General features: G+C 62.0%; 20 protein-coding genes. 11 read left to right on the top strand and 9 right to left on the bottom strand.

What is annotated here, in order from left to right:
- Positions 1–476: 476 nt before the first annotated feature.
- The 5 genes from AC3WRI_RS02710 to loiP all read left to right on the top strand — a co-directional run bounded on the left by AC3WRI_RS02710 (position 477) and on the right by loiP (position 5,891).
- Complete coding sequence (locus AC3WRI_RS02710) at positions 477–2,927, top strand: type VI secretion system Vgr family protein (protein ID WP_492292510.1); 2,451 nt, start codon at positions 477–479, stop codon at positions 2,925–2,927.
- 21 nt (positions 2,928–2,948) lie between these two features.
- Positions 2,949–3,809: a DUF4123 domain-containing protein gene (locus AC3WRI_RS02705; RefSeq protein WP_492292509.1), complete on the top strand. Its 861-nt coding sequence runs from the start codon at positions 2,949–2,951 to the stop codon at positions 3,807–3,809.
- On the top strand, positions 3,806–4,429 hold the full coding sequence (locus AC3WRI_RS02700; protein WP_492292507.1) for a DUF3304 domain-containing protein: 624 nt from the start codon (positions 3,806–3,808) through the stop codon (positions 4,427–4,429). The genes AC3WRI_RS02705 and AC3WRI_RS02700 overlap by 4 nt, the downstream gene beginning before the upstream one ends.
- A 13-nt stretch (positions 4,430–4,442) precedes the next feature.
- Complete coding sequence (locus tag AC3WRI_RS02695; RefSeq protein WP_011615557.1) at positions 4,443–4,925, top strand: DotU family type IV/VI secretion system protein; 483 nt, start codon at positions 4,443–4,445, stop codon at positions 4,923–4,925.
- Positions 4,926–5,129: 204 nt separating this feature from the next.
- Positions 5,130–5,891: a metalloprotease LoiP gene (gene loiP, locus AC3WRI_RS02690; RefSeq protein WP_081225757.1), complete on the top strand. Its 762-nt coding sequence runs from the start codon at positions 5,130–5,132 to the stop codon at positions 5,889–5,891.
- 83 nt (positions 5,892–5,974) lie between these two features.
- Here loiP and AC3WRI_RS02685 read toward each other — a convergent pair whose 3' ends face one another.
- Together AC3WRI_RS02685 and AC3WRI_RS02680 are read right to left on the bottom strand one after the other, a co-directional pair.
- Positions 5,975–6,409 (bottom strand): universal stress protein, encoded by a 435-nt coding sequence (locus tag AC3WRI_RS02685; RefSeq protein ID WP_010810522.1) that lies wholly within the window; start codon positions 6,407–6,409, stop codon positions 5,975–5,977.
- A 165-nt stretch (positions 6,410–6,574) separates the two neighbouring features.
- Entirely contained in the window at positions 6,575–7,525 is a 951-nt protein-coding gene (locus AC3WRI_RS02680) for a LysR family transcriptional regulator (RefSeq protein ID WP_439668010.1), read from the bottom strand.
- A gap of 282 nt (positions 7,526–7,807) precedes the next feature.
- On the opposite strand from AC3WRI_RS02680, the gene AC3WRI_RS02675 reads away from it, so the two are divergent.
- The 3 genes from AC3WRI_RS02675 to AC3WRI_RS02665 all read left to right on the top strand — a co-directional run bounded on the left by AC3WRI_RS02675 (position 7,808) and on the right by AC3WRI_RS02665 (position 11,254).
- Positions 7,808–8,509, top strand: coding sequence for a haloacid dehalogenase type II (locus tag AC3WRI_RS02675; protein ID WP_492292506.1), 702 nt, complete (start codon positions 7,808–7,810; stop codon positions 8,507–8,509).
- A gap of 50 nt (positions 8,510–8,559) precedes the next feature.
- On the top strand, positions 8,560–10,146 hold the full coding sequence (gene aceB / locus AC3WRI_RS02670; RefSeq protein ID WP_011615555.1) for a malate synthase A: 1,587 nt from the start codon (positions 8,560–8,562) through the stop codon (positions 10,144–10,146).
- Between the two features lie 259 nt (positions 10,147–10,405).
- Positions 10,406–11,254 carry a class I SAM-dependent methyltransferase gene (locus AC3WRI_RS02665; protein WP_010810526.1) on the top strand — a complete coding sequence of 283 codons (849 nt, stop codon included), beginning with the start codon at positions 10,406–10,408 and terminating at the stop codon, positions 11,252–11,254.
- Between the two features lie 134 nt (positions 11,255–11,388).
- On the opposite strand, the gene AC3WRI_RS02660 is transcribed toward AC3WRI_RS02665, so the two are convergent.
- The 3 genes from AC3WRI_RS02660 to AC3WRI_RS02650 all read right to left on the bottom strand — a co-directional run bounded on the left by AC3WRI_RS02660 (position 11,389) and on the right by AC3WRI_RS02650 (position 13,641).
- Positions 11,389–12,084, bottom strand: coding sequence for a dienelactone hydrolase family protein (locus AC3WRI_RS02660; RefSeq protein ID WP_010810527.1), 696 nt, complete (start codon positions 12,082–12,084; stop codon positions 11,389–11,391).
- A 64-nt stretch (positions 12,085–12,148) separates the two neighbouring features.
- Entirely contained in the window at positions 12,149–12,775 is a 627-nt protein-coding gene (locus AC3WRI_RS02655; protein WP_010810528.1) for a cysteine hydrolase family protein, read from the bottom strand.
- Between the two features lie 44 nt (positions 12,776–12,819).
- Positions 12,820–13,641: an alpha/beta fold hydrolase gene (locus AC3WRI_RS02650; RefSeq protein WP_010810529.1), complete on the bottom strand. Its 822-nt coding sequence runs from the start codon at positions 13,639–13,641 to the stop codon at positions 12,820–12,822.
- Positions 13,642–13,902: 261 nt separating this feature from the next.
- Between AC3WRI_RS02650 and AC3WRI_RS02645 the strand changes: the two genes are divergently transcribed.
- From AC3WRI_RS02645 to AC3WRI_RS02635, 3 genes are all read left to right on the top strand, one after another.
- Positions 13,903–14,859 carry a helix-turn-helix domain-containing protein gene (locus AC3WRI_RS02645; RefSeq protein WP_010810530.1) on the top strand — a complete coding sequence of 319 codons (957 nt, stop codon included), beginning with the start codon at positions 13,903–13,905 and terminating at the stop codon, positions 14,857–14,859.
- Positions 14,860–14,908: 49 nt separating this feature from the next.
- A complete protein-coding gene (locus tag AC3WRI_RS02640) occupies positions 14,909–15,139 on the top strand; it encodes a hypothetical protein (RefSeq protein ID WP_492292504.1) in 231 nt (76 codons plus the stop codon).
- A gap of 143 nt (positions 15,140–15,282) precedes the next feature.
- Positions 15,283–16,863, top strand: a complete 1,581-nt coding sequence (locus tag AC3WRI_RS02635; RefSeq protein ID WP_010810531.1) for an isocitrate lyase — start codon at positions 15,283–15,285, stop codon at positions 16,861–16,863.
- Positions 16,864–16,996: 133 nt separating this feature from the next.
- On the opposite strand, the gene AC3WRI_RS02630 is transcribed toward AC3WRI_RS02635, so the two are convergent.
- The 4 genes from AC3WRI_RS02630 to AC3WRI_RS02615 all read right to left on the bottom strand — a co-directional run bounded on the left by AC3WRI_RS02630 (position 16,997) and on the right by AC3WRI_RS02615 (position 19,849).
- On the bottom strand, positions 16,997–18,292 hold the full coding sequence (locus tag AC3WRI_RS02630; protein ID WP_010810532.1) for an MFS transporter: 1,296 nt from the start codon (positions 18,290–18,292) through the stop codon (positions 16,997–16,999).
- Positions 18,289–18,666 carry a hypothetical protein gene (locus tag AC3WRI_RS02625; RefSeq protein ID WP_492292503.1) on the bottom strand — a complete coding sequence of 126 codons (378 nt, stop codon included), beginning with the start codon at positions 18,664–18,666 and terminating at the stop codon, positions 18,289–18,291. The genes AC3WRI_RS02630 and AC3WRI_RS02625 overlap by 4 nt, the downstream gene beginning before the upstream one ends.
- A gap of 74 nt (positions 18,667–18,740) precedes the next feature.
- Positions 18,741–19,394 (bottom strand): ArsR/SmtB family transcription factor, encoded by a 654-nt coding sequence (locus AC3WRI_RS02620; protein WP_058697945.1) that lies wholly within the window; start codon positions 19,392–19,394, stop codon positions 18,741–18,743.
- Between the two features lie 107 nt (positions 19,395–19,501).
- Positions 19,502–19,849 (bottom strand): YkgJ family cysteine cluster protein, encoded by a 348-nt coding sequence (locus AC3WRI_RS02615; protein ID WP_492292502.1) that lies wholly within the window; start codon positions 19,847–19,849, stop codon positions 19,502–19,504.
- Positions 19,850–19,929: the final 80 nt, after the last annotated feature.

Below are 19,929 nucleotides of genomic sequence, written 5' to 3'. Positions count from 1 at the left end.
TGCTGGGGGCGGGTTAGCGGGTAGCTGTTCAACGGGTGTTCAAAACTCAAACTCCATGCAGAGTTACCGCCCAAGCCTGGCCGGGTTCACGCCGGCTATTTAGAAGCCTGACGCGGGACAGGTCAATGCCCGCATCTTCCAGAGCGGCGCGCATTCTCAAGTTATGTGTGCCGCCCCTTTTGCTTCGTGCCTTACCGCCTTTTCAATTCTTCACAATTGGAAAGTTCTGAAGCGTCAGCGCAGTCCATGTGTCCGCACGTCTTTGCGGAATAGGGATCCTAACGCGATTTCAGTCTTGCTTAATTCTGTTTTCAGGCGTTTTGGGCTGCGTAATTAGGAATCGTCTGATTTATTCCCCACTTCGCTGCTCCTATTATCGAGGCCGCGTTGCTGCACTCTCATTGGCTGGTCGATGGACGACCGAGCCACTGGCTGCTGACGGCGGCGACAGTCCACTTTCCACGGAGCGTGATTGCATGGGTAGCCGATTGCGGTTTTCCTTCCGTACCGTCACCGTTTCCGGCGACGGTCTGCCGGAACTGTTGGGGCAGCCATTGCTGCTGTTCTCCAAACTGTCCGGCACCGAGAGTATCAATTCCCTGTTCGAATACGAACTGGAACTGAAGACGCCCGACGAACGCAACGTGCTATACGGGCCGGCGGGTGACTTTGATATGGAGGCCATGCAAGGCAAGGAGTTGACCGTCAGCATCGAGCTGGACGGCTCCGGCACCGGTCCGGATGGCGGCTTCGGCAGCGGCAAGAGAGAGATTACCGGCCTCGTCACGGACGTACGCGGCCCCTACTACGAACACGAACGCATCCTGTACCGCCTGACCCTGCGCCCGTGGCTGTGGCTGGCCACGCTCACCAGCACCATCCGGCCTTATCAGAACATGACTGTGCTGGAAATCGTAGAGGCGGTGCTCAGCAAATACACTTTCCCGGTCGAGCGCCGCCTGCTGGATAGCCAGTATCCCAAGCGCCGATTTCAGATGCAGGCCGGCGAGACGGACTACCAGTTCGTGCGCCGCCTGCTCGCGGAATGGGGCGTGAATTTCCACTGGGAGCATTCGGACGGCCACCACCGCATGGTGTTGACCGATGGCAATGGCGCTTTCCGGAATATCCCCAGCCCTGCCTACCATGCCATTAGCTGGTATCCATCCTCGGACCGGGCGGACGAGGAACACCTTCACGAATTCGAGGTGCGCGACCGGCTCGTCTCGGGGGCCTGGGCGCAAGGCGATTACGACCACAACCAACCGCGCGCCGACCTCAATGTCTGCGCCGCCGACCCGCGCGACACCGGCCACGCGACCTATGAGCTGTATCACTGGCCGGGCGATTACGCCGAACCCAAGAGCGGCAACGATGCCCGCAAGGAAGGCGAGATGCTGGCGCGCATCAACATGGAACGCCTGCGGCAGCACGGCGTACGGACGCGCGGCAAGGGCAATGTGCGCGCGATGGCGTCGGGACACACCTTCACCCTCAAGCGATTCCTGCGCACCAAGGCCAACCGCGAGTACCTGATTTTCGCCACGCACCTGCTGATCGAGGACGTGGGCGAGTTCGCCGGCAGCGGCCAGTCCTGGCGCTGCGAAGTCGAATTCGAGGCGCAGCCCACTAGCGAAATCTTCCGGCCAGAACTGGTCGAAAAGCCTTACATCGGCGGCCATCACAAAGCCAGGGTCGTCGGCCCAGCCAATCAGGAAATCTGGTGTGATGACCTGGGAAGGGTGCGCTGTCAATTCGTCTGGGACCGCTATGGCAGCTACGACGAGAATAGCTCCTGCTGGATTCGCGTCACCGGCTTTTCCTCCGGCGACCGCTTCGGCAACACGCACCTGCCTCGCATCGGCCAGGAAGTCATTGTCAGCTATGAGGGTGGCGACCCGGACCGGCCCATCATCATGGGACCGGTCAATAACCGGCTGAACCTGCCGCCGTGGGATCTGCCGAGCCAGCATGCCTTGTCCGGCTACCAGAGCAAGGAACTGTTCGGCGAAGGCCGCAACCACACGCTTTACGACGATACCCAGGGCCAGCAGCAGGTGCAGGTCGCGTCGGACCACCAGAACAGCCTGCTGGCGCTGGGCCACAACGTCCGCGTCAACGATTGGGAGGGGCGCAAGGACAAGCGCGGCGAAGGCTTTGAGCTTCGAACCGATGCGCATGGAGCACTGCGTGCCGCACTCGGCATGCTTATCACCACCTTCTCGCGCCGGAACGCCGAAGGCAACATGATGAATGTCAGCGATGTCATTCAGCTGATGCAAAAGGCCCTGGATATCGCCAGCACCATGGGCGACAAGGCGACCGAGGCGCAGGCGCAAGATGGCGAACAGCCCGACATTGCAAGATTGCTGGAAAAGCAGCTTGAGCAAATCAAGGGCGGTGGCGAGCTGAAGGAGTTCACGGCGCCGCACCTGGTATCAGCGAGCCCCGCTGGCATTGTCTCGACCGCAGCGGGTTCCACGCACATCGCCAGCGGCACGCATACCGCGCTGACTACCGGGGAGCACCTGTCCGTGACCACGGGCGGGGGCTTCTTTGCCAGCATTCGCAAGGCACTGCGTCTGTTCGTATATGAAGCCGGCATGAAGCTGGTTGCCAACATGGGCGACATCGACCTGCAAGCTCTCAAGAACAATATCAACCTGTTGGCAAAGCTTGAAATCAACGCCACTGCCGGGAAGATCAGCCTAAAGGCAAAGGAAGTGCTGCTCGACGGCGGTGGCAGCTACATCAAGCTGAACGAAGGCGGCATTGAGAACGGCACCAATGGCGGGTGGATCGTGCACGCGGCCAGCAAGAACCTGACCGGTCCCAGCAGTCTTCCGGTGGAGCTAAAGGCGAGGCAAGTCTGCCTGGAATGCCTGCTCAAGGCGGCCGCACGCAATGCCGCCGTGGTTCCTCGATAAATAACCAGGAACAGCAGCTCGATGACAGAAGAAGAAAGCGCAGTTCATATCTACGTGCTGGCCGATGGCGCCGTGCATCCGACTCGCATTGGTGCATTGCTGCGCGAATCGGGCGCCGATTTTCGAAATGTGTATGCCGGCCTGCCCGAAGCCGATGCCGGCGACGCCTGCCTGTTCCTGGCGCGGGTGGACGATCCCAAAGCACCCTGGCTGGCGCAATTCGACGCGATGGATTTGCGGGGGCCATGCTTCACGCTCATCTGGAGCCGCGTGGACATTGGCCGCCTCGCCCGTCATTTGCATCAGTTTCTCGTTGCGGACATTGGCGAAGGCATGACCGCCCTGATTCGCTACTACGACCCGCGCAACCTGCTGGTGACGATGGAAGTCTGGGGCGACGACATCGTGGAACGGATCATGCGACCCATTCAGCAATGGAAATACCGCGGCTACAGCGACGAATGGCAGTGCATTGACGGCCCGATGGAGGGCGAGAGCACACAGGAAACGCCGCTGTCCATTCAGCTCAGCCAGGAGCAACTGGACCGACTGACCGAACACTGCGAGCCGGATCAGTTGCTCGCGGCGCTCGCAGAGGATGGCGTGGTGGATGGGGCAGGTCCCTATCTCGCGCGCTTCATGGATTTTCTGCCCCGTTACCAGCGTGCCGCCGAGTGGGGGCTGACAGAGCCAGCGGATCGAATGTACTTCTGCGAACTCTCGTACCGATACGGCCGCGACTTCGACGCCCACGATGAAATGCGACGCGCCTTGGAAGAACGTGCTCGTTCCGGGCAAGCCATGATCGCCTGCGCGGATGGGGTGCATCCATCCGTCTGGGAGCAGTTGGCGAAAAATGCAAAGCGGGAGGTCAACGCATGAAATCCTTGTTCGTGTCGGCCTTGATGGCGGTATGCCTCGTCGTTCTGCCCGGCTGCAATCAAAGCTCCGTTGTTGGCACTCTGCCAAACGACGATCCTGACGCCCTGATGTCAGGCGATGTTGAGGGCCTGAACTACACCCCTTACTACGTTCACACCTTCAACATAGCGGGGCACGACAACGGCATCGGAGGCGGCGGGCCAAACATTGTTCCGGTAAGACCCGACTATATACCGACAGAGAGCGGTGGCGCCTGCTGTGGCACGTTTCCGGTCCGCTGGCGGCCAGGGCTAAAGGTCACGGTCCGCTGGATCGCCAACAAGAAACTTGATGGGCACGCATGGGGTTCCTGGTACAAGGCTGAGGCGGAAATTCCCGAATATGGCACAACCACTTATGGCATGTGGGTCATTTTCCTGCCAGGAGATCGCGTCAAGGTCATGGTTATGGATGGAAATGCAAACGGCTACAACAGGGTAAGGGCTCGGCCTGCTGACGACGATCCTTACGTGGCAGTCGGGCGGGTGGACGACGAAGCGAATCGTGAGGAAGAGGCAGCGCGCTTAGTGAGATTCGGCGAGGTAATTAAGGCGGACCCATCAATCGGAGGGTTGAAGTAATGAACGTATTGCGTTGGCCGGAGAAAATGCCAGAGGGCGGCCTGCTTTCGCCCGCGCCATTGAGGACCCGCACGGCAAATGCGACCTGATCGAGTTGTTTTATCTCGTCATGAGCCTTGGGTTCATGGGCCGCTATCGGGTGGAAACCGGGGGAGACCGGCAGCATGAGCATATCCGGCAGAAGCTCTACGAACTATTGAAGTCACAACGTCCGCCGGTGCGGGATGCACTATCCGGCGATCTGGAAGTCTCCAAAGAACGGAACTTCCGGCCGCTGTGGGGTATTCCAGTCTGGATGGCAGTCACCGCATACGCGCTTGCGGCTCTTGTCGCTTTTGGATATTTCAAATATCAACTATCGACCCGCGCGCACGAAGTCGCGCGGGAGATCGAGGCGATTGGGGACGCGGCGGCGTCAGCGCTGCCCCGGTCACTACCCCCACAAGATGTCAAGGTTGGCGGCAGCGAAACGGGAGATGGCAGTCGCAAGCAGTGATTGCCTGCGAACAGGTTGGGGGGCGGCCCCGCTTGAGCCGACATCGAAGCACTGGGCCCGCGGCGGGCTCGAATTTGCTGAAACGCAATAAATTGTCACTTTTGCCAAGTTGCGGCATTTGGGTGATTCCCGCCGTAAGAGAGATGGCTTAAAGTGCCGTGGCCTTTATCGGCACTTTCCGAGCTACCCACCAAGAACAACATCATGAAAGCATCTCTCTCGCTCGCTTCCTGCGCCATGGCGGCCGCACTGCTGGCCGGCTGTTCCGGCGGCATGCCCACCAATCTCGATGGCGTGATGAGCGCCGGCACTTCGCTGGCCAAGGCTGCCACGCTGTCCGATGCCGACGTCAAGAGCCTGTCCGACCAGGCCTGCGCTGAATCGGACAAGACCAACAAGATCGCCGCTGCCAACACCACCTACAGCAAGCGCCTGGTCAAGATCATGAGCGGGCTGAAGAACAGCGACGTGCCCAACGTCAACGCCAAGGTCTACATGACCAAGGACGTCAACGCCTGGGCCATGGCCAACGGCTGCGTGCGTGTCTACAGCGGCCTGATGGACATGATGACCGACGATGAAGTGCGCGGCGTGCTGGGCCATGAGCTGGGCCACGTGGCGCTGGGCCACACCAAGAAGGCCATGCAGGTCGCCTACACCGCCACGGCGGCACGCGGCGCGGCTGCTGCTGCCGGCAACGGCGCGGTGGCGGCGCTGTCGCAGTCGCAACTGGGCGAACTGGGCGAGAAGCTGATCAACGCGCAGTTCTCGCAGTCGCAGGAAAGCGCGGCGGATGACTATTCCTTCGACCTGCTGACCAAGAACAAGGCCAACACGCGTGGCCTGGTGACGGCTTTCCAGAAACTGGCCAAGCTGGACGGCGGCAAGTCCGGCATGTTCTCGTCGCACCCGGGCTCGGAAGACCGCGCCAAGCATATCGAACAGCGCATCAGCAAGGCTTCGTAAGCGGCCTGCGCAAGGAAAAAACCGCCCGCACCGGTCATGCCGGTGCGGGCGGTTTTGCTTTGCTGGCGCTGTGCGCCCGGGGGTCAGCGGTAGACGATCACCGGGATGTCGGTATGCGTCAGCACCTTCTGCGTCTCGCTGCCCAGCAGCAGGCCGGACAACCCGCGCCGGCCATGAGATGCCATGAAGATCACGTCGCAGCCATGGCGCTCGGCCGCGTCGATGATGCCCAGGTAGGGCACCGCAAAGGTCGACATATCGGCGTCGAAGGTCACGCCCGCCGCCGTGGCCAGGTTCTCGACCTCTTTCAGATACAGCTTGGCCTGGTTCTCGATGCGGTCCTTGAAGGCCTGTGGGGCCTCGACCACGATTTCGCTGAACGGCGTGTAGGGGTACTCCTCCAGGCAGACATAGGCAGTGATGCGCGCGCCGATGGCCTTGGCGAGCTCCAGCCCGCCGTTGATGGCTTTCTTGGAGAGTTCCGAGCCGTCGGTGGGTAGCAGGATATGTTGGAACATGCGGGGCTCCTTTTCTGACTAGGGGATCGGGGCAGGGCAGCCAGCTGGCATCGGCGGATGCCGGGGCGCCGGGACGCGCCTGTCACGAATCCATTGTAGTCAGTGTGCCGAGAAGGGCATTGCGCGGAATCAATTGCAATGAAAGCGTCTCAGGCGCCCCAGCCCTCAGTCCGCCAGGACCTCGGCAACCGGCATGGCCGCGGCCTGTTCGGCCCGGCGCCAGTAGGACGGGTTGCCGTAGGTGTTCTTGAGGTGATCGATAAACAGCCGCACCCGCAGCGGCAGGTGCTTGCGCTGCGGAAACACCGCATGGATGCCGATCGGCGGCGCCTGGAACTCGTCCAGCACCGTCACCAGCCGCCCGCTGGCGATCTCGCTGCCGACCTCCCACCAGGAGCGCCACGCCAGCCCGTTGCCTTGCAGGCACCACTCATGCAGCACCGCGCCGTCGCTGCATTCCATGGTGCCGCCGACCTTGACCGTGACCGCGCGGCCTTCCTCCTGGAACACCCAGCCACGCTGCACATTGGCGCTGGCGCCAAAGGCAAGGCAGTTGTGGCGCTGCAGGTCTTCCGGCGCCATAGGGCGCCCGGCGCGCGCCAGGTACTCGGGCGAGGCCACCACCACGCGGCGCGTTTCGGCCAGCCGGATCGATACCAGGCTGGAGTCGGGCAGGTCGCCCAGGCGGATGGCGCAGTCGAAGCCTTCATTGACCAGGTCGACCACGCGGTCAGACAGGTCCAGCGTGATCGACACATCCGGATGCGACTCAATAAACAGTGGCACCAGCGGCGCCACGTGCTTGCGGCCGTAGCCCGCCGGGGCGGTCACGCGCAGGTGCCCGCTGGCCTTGACCCCGCCCGCCGAGACGCTGGCCTCGGCATTGTGCAGGTCGTTCAGGATGCGCTGGCAGTCTTCCAGGAAGGCAGAGCCTTCAAAGGTCAGGCTGATCTTGCGCGTGGTCCGTACCAGCAGCTTGACGCCCAGGCGCTCCTCCAGCGCGTCGATGCGCCGCCCGATGATGGCCGGCGCCACGCCTTCAGCCGCCGCCGCTGCGGAAAGGCTGCCGCGCGACGCGACGGATACAAAGGTCTCCAGTTGTTTGAAGTGGTCCACAAATGTTTGCCTGATGTGCCTTCGGTGTGCCGGCACGGTCACGCAAGCGGTGGCGTTGCGTCCATATGGCCGGGCAGTGAGGAGGATTTGGTGCGGAGTTTTGTTTTAGTCAGCCAAGATTAGTTGCCTAAAAGTAAAAGATCAAGTGACCCGCGACCACTTTGCCGCACTGCAGCGTCTCCCTACAATTCGATGCATTCAATGGTGTACAGAGCCACGCAACTGTGGTCTGCTCGTCCATCCACCCAGTCGCCCGTACCGTTGCAGGTTGCCCAGGCCCTCATGAACAAGATCCGCGCAGTCGTCTTCGATGCCTATGGCACGCTGTTCGACGTGTATTCCGTCACCGCGCGCGCGGAACAACTGTTCCCGGGCCGCGGCGAGGCGCTGGCGCTGCTGTGGCGGGACCGGCAGATCGACTACACGCGCATCCGCACCATGGCCGCCCCCGATGGCTCGCGCTACAAGCCGTTCTGGGCGATCACCGTGGACGCGCTGCGCTACGCCGCCGAGCGCCTGAACCTGACGCTGGATGAAGCCGCCGAGGCGCAGCTGCTCAAGGAATACGCGTGCCTGTCCGCGTTCCCGGAGAACCTGGGAGCGCTCAAGCGCCTGCGCCGCGCCGGGCTGCCGCTGGGCATCCTGTCCAACGGCAATGCCGAGATGCTGGACATCTCGGTCAAGAGCTCCGGCATGCATGGCCTGTTCGACCACGTGCTGTCGGTGGACGCCGTGCGCCAGTACAAGACCGCGCCGGCCGCCTACGCGCTGGGGCCGCAAGCCTTCAGCCTGCCCGCCGAAGAGATGCTCTTTGTCTCGTCCAACGGCTGGGACGCCTGCGGCGCCACGTGGTTCGGCTACACCACGTTCTGGATCAACCGTGCCGGCCATCCGGCGGAGCGGCTCGACGTAGCCCCCTCCGGCACCGGGCACGACATGAACGACCTGCTTGGATTCGTCCGCACCCGTGGCGTGGCGGTGTAGCAGGGTCCCTTCAACCAAGCCTTACCGCTATCGATCACAGGAGAAGACTGATGGCTATCACGCTGCCCGCGGGCATGAAGATTACCGGCGAGATCCTGCCGGCCTACGAAGATATCCTCACGCCGGAAGCCCTGGCCCTGGTAGACAAGCTGCACCGCGCCTTTGAGCCGCGCCGTCAGGAACTGCTGGCCGCGCGCGTGGAACGCGCCAAGCGCCTGGACGCCGGTGAGATCCCCGACTTCCTGCCGGAAACCAAGAGCATCCGCGAAGGCGACTGGAAGGTTGCCCCGATCCCCCAGGCCCTGGAATGCCGCCGCGTGGAAATCACCGGCCCGGTCGAGGCCAAGATGGTCATCAACGCCTTCAACTCGGGCGCTGACAGCTACATGACCGACTTCGAGGATTCCAACACCCCCAACTGGCACAACCAGCTGCAGGGCCAGGTCAACCTGAAGGCCGCCGTGCGCCGCACGCTGACCCTGGAATCCAAGGGCAAGCAATACAAGCTGAACGACAAGATCGCCACCCTGCAAGTGCGTCCGCGCGGCTGGCACCTGGACGAGAAGCACGTCACCATCGACGGCAAGCGCATCTCGGGCGGCATCTTCGACTTCGCGCTGTTCCTGTTCCACAACGCCCGCGAGCAGATCGCCCGCGGCGCCGGCCCGTTCTTCTACCTGCCCAAGATGGAAAGCCATCTGGAAGCGCGCCTGTGGAACGACATCTTCGTGATGGCGCAGAACGAGATCGGCCTGCCGCAAGGCACCATCAAGGCCACTGTGCTGATCGAAACGATCCTGGCGGCGTTCGAGATGGACGAAATCCTGTATGAACTGCGCGAGCACAGCGCTGGCCTGAACGCCGGCCGCTGGGACTACATCTTCTCGTGCATCAAGAAGTTCAAGAACGACAAGGACTTCTGCCTGGCCGACCGCGCCAAGGTCACGATGACCGCGCCGTTCATGCGTGCCTACGCGCTGCTGCTGCTCAAGACCTGCCACCACCGCGGCGCTCCCGCCATGGGCGGCATGAGCGCGCTGATCCCGATCAAGAACGATCCGGAGAAGAACGCCATCGCCATGGAAGGCATCATCAGCGACAAGCGCCGCGATGCCACCGACGGCTACGACGGCGGCTGGGTTGCCCACCCGGGCCTGGTCGAGCCGGCCATGAAGGAATTCGTGGCAGTGCTGGGCGACAAGCCCAACCAGTTCGGCAAGCAACGCCCCGACGTGCAAGTGAAGGGCGCCGACCTGCTCGACTTCAAGCCGGAAACGCCGATCACCGAGCATGGCCTGCGCATGAACATCAACGTCGGCATCCACTACCTGGGCGCCTGGCTGGATGGCAACGGTTGCGTGCCGATCCACAACCTGATGGAAGATGCTGCTACTGCCGAGATCTCGCGCTCGCAGGTGTGGCAGTGGATCCGCTCGCCGAAGGGCAAGCTGGAAGACGGCACCAAGGTGACGGCCGAGCTGGTGCGCAAGCTGATTCCGGAAGAGCTGGCGAAGGTGAAGGCACTGGTGGGTGGCGATACCAAGACCTATGACCGGGCTGCCGAGATTTTTGAGCAGATGTCTACGTCGGAGGATTTTGCTGAGTTTCTGACGCTGCCGCTGTATGAGGAAGTTTAAGCGGGTAGAGTGCTAGCAGGATGAAAAAACCGCAGCTTTGGCTGCGGTTTTTTCTTTTAGGATGCCGATCGAGTGTCCACTCAACTGTTGGAGTCGTTCAGGAAGGCGGTCACTCACTGGCACAGCCTCCAAATGTGCGCAGAACGTAAGCCTTCTGCGTGGAAGCCGCCAACTTACGGGCGCTGGATGACGGGGGCCACACGCATCGCTTGCGCACTACAATGCTCCTGTACAGGCGGCGTCCTGAGGGAGTCTCCAGATGACCGACAGCAGCGTGAAATCCAATCTTCGCAATACGTGGGAGTCGGCAGCACCCGGCTGGGCGAAGTGGGAGCATGTGTTTGCCACCAATCTTTCGGGCGCCACGGACACGCTCATCGATATGGCCGGTATCCGGCCGGGCATGCGCGTTCTCGATCTGGCCTGCGGTGCCGGCAGCCAGAGCATCCAGGCAGCGATGCGTGTGGGTGCCGGCGGCGAAGTGGTCGCCAGTGATATATCGGGCACCATGCTGGAGCATGTCCGCCGAAATGCCGCTCGTGCCGGTCTTCAGAATATCGAAACGCTGGAATGCGCAGTAGACGAATTGGACGAGACACTGGCGCCGTTCGACGCGGCAATGTGTCGATTGGGATTGATGCTTTTCCCGTCACCTGGTGAGGCATTGGAATCTGTCCGACGCGTACTCAAGCCTGGTGCGCGTTTCGCGGCGCTGGTCTTCACGACGCCGGCCAACAATCCCTTTATGGCCCAGCCGATGGCGATCCTTCTACGCCACGCGGGCAAGTCTCCGCCCGCCCCCGGACAACCTGGAATCTTCGCACTGGGAGGCGATGGCGTGATGGAACGCCTGATGAACGACAGCGGTCTTGGCGATGTGAAAACACAGCATGTTCGAGCGCAGCTCGTCTTGCCGAGCGCGTCCGATGCTCTGCAACTGATGCAGGAAGCCGCCGGGGCATACCGGGCTGTGGTAGCGGACCTCGACGTCGCGGCGAGATTGAGGGCCTGGAACGAGGTTTATGAATGCCTTAAGCAGTTCGACGTCGGTGAAGGCTTCAAGACCGAGCTTGAACTCATCATCGGGTCAGGCGCCAAGCCAGGATAGTTTTCGCCCGTTGGAGACTGAGGGTCGCCTGCGGGCTTAATCGCGTCGCCTCATGCGCGACACGGTACGACCGGAACGGGACCGCAACGGCGCCGTCCCCGGTCCCGCCGGACGGAGCGTGGTTGCGGCGCAGGCTATGGCATAGCCTGGAAGAATGAAAGCGTCCGGGCATTGGCCCGTTCGGCGGCGTCGGCGACATAGTGGACGCCCTGGTTTCGCGCGAAGGCGTGCATGCAGCCGGGATACGTGTGTATCTCGACATTGGGCTTGTCCGACAGCGCCGCGACGATCCGCGCCCGCGCTTCCGGCGGCACGAATTCATCTTCCTCGGCGATATGCATCAGCAGCGGCGTGGTGAACGTCGCGGCCTCGCCGAGATGCTTGTCGATGCCGACGCCGTAGTAGGAGACAGCCGCTTCGGCATTGGTGCGGACTGCGGTCAGGAATGCCAGCAGTCCGCCAAGGCAGTAGCCGACCGTGCCCACGCCGCTGGTAATGCCGTCCAGCCGCCGCGTGAACTGGATGGTCGCATCCAGGTCGCCCACGCCCGCATCGACATCGAAGGCCTGGTAGAGCGCCAGGGCCTTCTGCCATTCCGCATCGCTCTTGTCGGTGAGTTCGACGTTCGGCTGCTGGCGCCAGTAGAGATCCGGGCAGATGGCGGTGAAACCGTGTTGCGCGAAATGATCGCAGGTGGCACGCATGTCGTCGTTGATGCCGAAGATCTCCTGGATCACCACAATGGCCTTGCCGTTGGCCGCTGATGTCGGCCTGGCAAGGTAGGCCCGGAAGTTGCCGTCCGCTACGTCGATCGATGTGTACTCGCCCATGATGCCTCCTGTTATGCGGGGGTTTTGCCCATGCGGGCAGCCGTCAATGTAGCGCAATTCCCCGTCAGCGCGCGCCCAGCGCGGAGAGCAATGCGGCGGTGGTCAGGATGGCATGCGCGAACGTGGGCCCGTTGATCTCATGCGCGGCATGCAAGGCTTCCGGCGAGAATGCCGCGGTCGCGTCCCGCACCAGGGTCACATGGTAGCCAAGTTCCGCCGCGAACCGCCCCGTGGCTTCGATGCAGGTGTTCGCCAGCAAGCCCACCAGGACGACCTGCCGGATGCCGTGCTGCTTGAGCTGGAAATCCAGGTCCGTGTTGGCGAAGCCGCTGCCGCCCCAGTGCTCATGGACAATCACGTCGCCGGCCATGGGGCGGAAATCAGGATGCCAGTCTCCGCCCCAGGTGCCTTCGGCAAAGACCTGCGCGCGGCTGGCACCGAGCTGGTAGGGGCTGGCGTGCTGCCAGCCGAGATGCTCGTCCGGGCGGGCGCGATGGTGCGGCACGTAGAACACCTGTATGCCGCGCGAACGCGCCGCGCTGGTCACCGCACGCAGATTTGCCAGCGTCCCGAGTTTGTCCGCCACCGGCTTGGCCAGGCCGTTCAGCTTGCCGCCTTCGCTCAGGAAATCGTTGTACGGATCCACCAGCAGAAGCCCGGTGGACTCGCTGGTGTAGGCGGGGCCTGTCATGATCGTCCTCCCTGGCACTGGCAATCGTGCCTCTGCGACACTGGTCAGCGTTGCACGAACGCCAGCAGATCGTTGTTGATGAGATCCGGATGGGTCGTGCACATGCCATGCGCCAGGCCCTTGTAGACCTTCAGGGTGCCGTTGCGCAGCAGCTCCGCGCTCAACGGGGCCGAGGCCCCGATGGGCACGATCTGGTCGTCGTCGCCGTGCATGACCAGCACCGGCACGTCGATCGCCTTCAGGTCTTCGGTGAAGTCAGTTTCCGAGAATGCCTTGATGCAATCGTATTGGGCCTTGACCCCGCCCATCATGCCCTGTCGCCACCAGTTGTCCTTCACGCCTTCCGAGACCTTCGCGCCATCGCGGTTGTAGCCATAGAAGGGCACCGGCACTTCCTTGTAGAACTGGGCGCGGTCGGTGGCTACCCGCTCGCGAAAGCCGTCAAACACCTCCACCGGCAAGCCCCCCGGATTGGCGTCCGTCTTGACCATGATCGGCGGTACGGCACCGATCAGGACCGCCTTGGCCACGCGCCCGGCGCCATGCTTCGCGACATAGCGTGCCACTTCACCGCCGCCAGTCGAGTGGCCGACATGGACAGCGTCCTTCAGGTCGAGGTGCGCAACGAGCGCGGCCACGTCGGCGGCGTAGGTGTCCATCTCATTGCCGATGGCGGTCTGGGTGGAGCGGCCGTGGCCGCGGCGATCGTGCGCAATGACCCGGAACCCCCTGGCCAGGAAGAAATGAAGCTGGGCATCCCAGTCGTCGGCGGTCAGAGGCCAGCCGTGATGAAAGACGATTGGTTGCCCCGCGCCCCAGTCCTTGAAGTAGATCTCGGTCCCGTCCCTGGTTGTAATCGTTCCCATGGCTTGCTCCGTCTGAAGGGGATTGGAAAGCCCGCGGCGGCTCGAGGACCCGATGTGTGCGATCGTCGCCAGCCTGTGCGCTGGCGGCATGGCAGCCTGCTTCACGGTCGGCAACCATCGCGGTGACGGCCATTATTCTCCTGGACTCTGGCCAGACGCTACGTAAAATCGGCAAATCGGATGGTGCCTGCCGAGCCTGCGCCAGGTGTCAGCCATCCCGCCGCAGGGCACTCCAATTCACTTGAGCGCAAGAGGGTGACGATGACCAACGCCAGCTATGCGGAGTTTGATGAATTCGAAGCGTCACTGTATGGCGTAAACGGCCGGTACATGCTGCGCTCGGCGCAGCGACGGGACTGGCGCCTGCGTGTGCTCGAGCTGAATGGCGTTGCCTTGATGGCCGGACAGGAAGGCGCCGCGACGATCTACAGTGGCGCAGGCATGCCGGGATGCTTCAACCTGTTCCTGCCGCTGAGCGGACATGAATGCACGGTGGTCGACGGGCGCCGGTTCGACCGCCATGCAATCGGCTGGATGGCGCCGGACCGCATGTTCCATATCGACGCCAGCCGCCCGGCAAGCTGGATGACAATCTCCATGCCATGCGAGCTCGTCTGCCGGTGGATGGCGACATACGCAGACAATGCCGACTTGTCATTGCTCGCCCGCAATCTTGTCCTGACCGGCGGTCCAAGCTTGGGCGCCCTGCTTGCGCTGACCCAGCGCCTGCTCTTCATCGATGATCGCCAGCCTGCCCAACTGCATCACCCGGCTGGCGAGCAGACCGCACGCAGCGAACTCCTCCGGCTCGCGTTCAACACCCTGCTGCCGCTAGCCGCGCGTAGCACCGACACTGCCAGGCACCAGAATCACCGGCGCATCCTGAGCCAGGCCATGGACTTGCTGGCAGCGGCGCGGCACACGCCCATCCTGCTTGAAGATCTGTGCGCAGCTACCAGTGCCTCGGAACGTACCATTCGCAACGTGTTCAACCGGTACGTCGGCATCAGCCCCCACCGGTACCTGGTGCTCCACCGCTTGCACCACGCGCGCCAGGCGCTGAAGCATGCCAAGGCAGGCGAGACGGTCACGAGCATCTGTATGCGCTTCGGGGTCTGGGACATCGGCCGGTTCGCCATGCAGTACCGCCGGCTGTTCGGCGTGCTGCCCAGCCAGACGCTGCGCGCGTCGCATCTCCGCATGCAGGCGCCACACTAGGCCGATGCCCGGCCTGGGTGCCTACTCGAAGAACATCTCGAAGACCTGCGTGCGCAAAACCACTGGATGGCCGCATCGCGGTGGTAGCCCGATCCCATTTTTATTGACCGACTCTGGCCGGTTTCTGACGACCATCCCATCCGTGCCCGGCCTGCCTCCGGCAACTGAAAGAGCGTTTCACATTGTGGAATTTGCTCCGGGTTTCCCCCGGCGCTATCTTTCGTTCCTTGAAAATGCTTTCCACACTGCGGAATTTAGTGTTTATCTCATTGAAAAATAAGGAAAAATCAACTCTTATGTCTTATATAAGACTTTGCCGCGACGCATCAAGAACGCCCTACAATGAACCCACGCTGCTCGCCTCGACATCCGCCAGCACACTCAACTATTTTTTCAAACGCGCTTTCTTCTTAGGAAATTCCCATGGCCCAGTATCAAGACGACATCAAGGCAGTTGCCGGTTTGAAAGAGAACCACGGCAGCGCGTGGAATGCCATCAATCCCGAGTATGCCGCCCGCATGCGTGCCCAGAACAAGTTCAAGACTGGCCTGGACATCGCCAAGTACACTGCCAAGATCATGCGCGCCGACATGGCCGCCTACGATGCCGACTCGTCGAAGTACACCCAGTCGCTGGGCTGCTGGCACGGCTTCATCGGGCAGCAGAAGATGATCTCCATCAAGAAGCACTTCAACAGCACCGAGCGTCGCTACCTTTACCTGTCCGGCTGGATGGTGGCCGCGCTGCGCTCTGAGTTCGGCCCGCTGCCGGACCAGTCGATGCACGAAAAAACCTCCGTCAGCGCGCTGATCCGCGAGCTGTACACCTTCCTGCGCCAGGCCGACGCCCGTGAACTGGGCGGCCTGTTCCGCGAGCTGGACGCTGCCCAGGGCCCTGCCAAGGCCGCCATCCAGGCGAAGATCGACAACCACGTCACCCACGTCGTGCCCATCATCGCGGACATCGACGCGGGTTTCGGCAACGCCGAAGCAACGTACCTGCTGGCCAAGCAGTTCATCGAAGCGGGCGCATGCTGCATCCAGATCGAAAACCAGGTGTCCGATGAGAAGCAGTGCGGCCACCAGGATGGCAAGGTCACCGTGCCGCATGAGGACTTCCTGGCCAAGATCCGCGCCATCCGCTACGCCTTCCTGGAACTGGGCGTGGACGACGGCATCATCGTGGCCCGTACCGATTCGCTGGGTGCCGGCCTGACCAAGCAGATCGCCGTGACCAACACGCCGGGCGACCTGGGCGACCAGTACAATTCCTTCCTCGATTGCGAGGAGTTGTCGGCCGACCAACTGGGCAATGGTGACGTCATCATCAAGCGCGACGGCAAGCTGCTGCGTCCCAAGCGCCTGCCCAGCAACCTGTTCCAGTTCCGCGCCGGCACGGGCGAAGCGCGTTGCGTACTGGATTGCGTCACCGCACTGCAAAACGGCGCTGACCTGCTGTGGATCGAAACCGAAAAGCCGCATATCGCCCAGATCGGCGGCATGGTCAGCGAGATTCGCAAGGTCATCCCGAACGCCAAGCTGGTGTACAACAACAGCCCGTCGTTCAACTGGACCCTGAACTTCCGCCAGCAGGCGTATGACGCGATGAAGGCCGCGGGCAAGGATGTGTCGGCATATGACCGCGCCCAGCTGATGAGCGTGGAATACGATCAGACCGAACTGGCGAAGCTCGCCGACGAAAAGATCCGGACCTTCCAGGCCGACGCGTCGCGCGAAGCAGGTATCTTCCACCACCTGATTACGCTGCCGACCTACCACACCGCCGCGCTGTCGACCGACAACCTGGCCAAGGAATACTTCGGCGACCAGGGCATGCTGGGTTATGTGGCTGGCGTGCAGCGTAAGGAAATCCGTCAGGGCATCGCCTGCGTCAAGCACCAGAACATGTCCGGCTCGGACATCGGCGACGACCACAAGGAGTATTTCAGCGGCGAAGCGGCCCTGAAAGCGGCGGGTAAAGACAACACCATGAACCAGTTCTGATACCAGTAATACCCCAAGCAAAACGCCAACCCATACGGGTTGGCGTTTTTTTGTCCGGCGAGATCGCTCGCGGGGTTCTCATCAAACATATTCTTGTGCGCTTCCATGCAGAAGCTGTACGTGTGGCTTGAAATCAGCGTGCTGGGTTGAGACGCGGATGCGTCTCCTCTCCCCAGTGATACAGTACAAGGCCAGACAGTCCCATCGCGATGGCGACGAACCAGAATGCACTCTCGACGCGGCCACCGAGCGCTGCAGCTGCGCCCAGGCAGAGCGCGCCGATGCCATACCCGAGGTCGCGCCAGAAGCGGTAGATGCCAATGGCGGACGCCCGCCAACTGGGGTGTGCGATGTCGGCTACCGCAGCGCTCAGATTGGGGTACAACATCGCCATGCCCAGCCCGGTCACGGCGGCCGAGGTGCTCCACCAAACCGAGCCGCTGCCTAGCGGCAGCAGGGCCACGCCAGCGCCACACACCCACATACCCCCGACATTGAGGCGCTGACGGCCGACCTTGTCCGAGAATCTACCGGTGAATAGCTGGGCACCGCCCCAGGTAAAGCCGTAGACACCCACTATCCAGCCAATGCCGGGCAGGCTCACTCCCTGCTGGTGCAGGTAGATGGGAAACAAGGCCCAAACCAGCGCGTCAACGAACTTCTCCACTAGCCCGGCCTGGCAGAGCGCGGCCATTCGACGGTCGCGCCAACTCATCAGGACGAACATCTCGCTGCTCGATGGTTGCTCGCTTACGCCCGGCGGGTAGCGTGGGTGAAGCACTGTCGCGGATGTGCCGGCGGTGTGGCGTTTGACCTCAGCCCGGGCCCAGGGCAGCGTCTCCATCACCACCAGCCAGGCGAGCAATGTCGCCAGCCCAATGACGACAGCGCCGAACCACAGCAATCCTTCGCGCGGACCCGAGATGGAAGCCGCATAGCCCGTGACCACTCCTGCCACGGCGACACCTACGTAGCCAGAGAATTCGTTCAGCCCGATAACCAGGCCGCGCTGGTCGGCTCGCGTAATGTCGAGCTTGGCCGTCTGGGTCATTGACCAGGTCAGGCCCTGATTCACACCGAGCAAGGTAGTTGCCAGGACAATCCAGTTCCACGATGGCGCGAAATAGATAAGCAGCGGAATCGGTAGCGCTACAAGCCATCCGATGAGCAGCACTCGTTTGCGGCCGATGTGCTCCGCCAGGCGACCCGCAACGAAGTTCATAGCACCCTTGACGAAGCCGAATGCCACGACGAAGGCCACCAGTAGCATGAACGACCCACGTGGCACGCCGAACTCGGTCTCGGCGAGCGCCGGTACAACGTTGCGCATCATGCCAATGGTCATGCCTACGAACAGCACCTGCAGCAGTTGCTGCAGAATCTGGCCAAGATTGGCACGTATGCCGAAGTCAATCGAGAGCGGCTTCAATCGCGCGCACCTTCGGGCTTAATGCCACGCAGACTGACCTCTATGATGCGAGCCATGTTCTCCGGTTGCTGCGGGATGTCGGCAACCACCGCATCGACAAAGGCATCGCGCGACATTGCGAGCATCGGGTTGAAGCGTTTCTCGAACCCGATGGTCGATGCAGGCTTGCCAGAAAGGCCTGCGCCGCAGGCGCTGCCGGCTTGATGTCCAGGATAAATCTCAAGCTCGGCAGGGAGATTCAACAGCTTGCGATGCAAGCTATCGTGCAGTCGGGCGGCCATTTCGCGTTCTCTCCCGGCCAGGTCCGGCCGGCCGGCACATCCAAAGAAATAGGAAAAGGTGGCGTTTTCAGTGGGACGTTGGCGGAAGAACATGACGGTTTCCTGTGTCTGGACACTGGCGCCTAGTCGGCCCGCGCTTTCCGTGCCATGACATCCGTCTCCTTGCCCTATGCCTCGATGGGCAGCCCGTGAGCGCGCCACTCGGCCACGCCATCAGTCAGGTGGAAGGCGCGATAGCCCTTCTTGCGCAGGAACTCGACAGCGTCCTTGGCCATCAGGCAGAAGGGGCCGCGGCAGTACGCGACAACGGGCATGTCTTTGGGCAGCTCGGCAAGCCGCTTCCTGAGTTCGTCGAGCGGCAGGGAGCGAGCATGCGGCAAGTGGGCCGTGGCGAACTCCTCTGCTGGGCGCACATCGAGAACCAGCACTTCTCCGGCCCTGGCCTTCTTCAAGATGGCAGCACGGTCGAATCCTTCGAGGTCGTCGCCATGCTCGATGATTGACGCCAGGGCCACCTGCAATTCCACTAGCCGCTCCTCGGCCGCTGAACGAAGCGTTACCCAGAGGTCGGCCACGCTGGTGCTGGCCAGACGGTACTGGACGTACTTCCCATCCTTGCGGGTCTCGACGAGACGAGCCTGGCGCAGCTCCTTGAGATGAGCGCTGGCGAGCTTCACGCTGATTTCTGCCTGGGCGGCCAGAACCTCGACGGTTTTCTCACCCTGGCACATAAGCTCGATAAGCTCCAGACGTTTCGGGCTGGCTACGGCTTTCCCGATGCGCGCGACCTGCTCGTACAGGTGGTTCTTTAACGTTCTCATTTTTTCATTCTATGGAACGTTAGAATGAATGGCAAGCTCCGTGTGGAAGGAGCTCCTCTCTGGGAGGCTGTTTGACAGCGGCTGCCAGCGGTAGCTTCATGCCTCAGTCAGACCAGCACGTGACGTGTCTCTAGAAAGAAGCGCTGAATCTCTTGTTCAATCTCCGGATCGATCATTCTGACCGGCCGGTTTCCGTTCGGGCAGGCAAGCCTTGGGGTCGTTCCAAACAAGCGACAAATCAACGGGCGCTCCGAATACACGCTGCATCCCTTGGTATCAAGGTGAGGGCAACTCAGGTTTGCCAGCGCCGTTTCGTGCTCGGCATCGCTTTTGACGGGAAGCCTCGACATTTCCTCCGCTGAGGTTGTCACAGGACCACAACAGTCATGACATCCAGGGGTGCACTCAAATGTGGGAATTCGTGAGCGAAGAAATCTGATCTTTTGACTATTCATTGGTGCGGTTATCAGAAAGTCGGTCAGGAGCTGGCCGAGGTAGGATGCGCGCTACATTCAACCCAACTGTGCGCCGCGAT

The organism is Cupriavidus sp. FW305-27 (assembly GCF_058787995.1).
The sequence above is the reverse complement of the archived record's forward strand: the minus strand, read 5'-3'. Positions and strand labels throughout refer to the sequence as shown.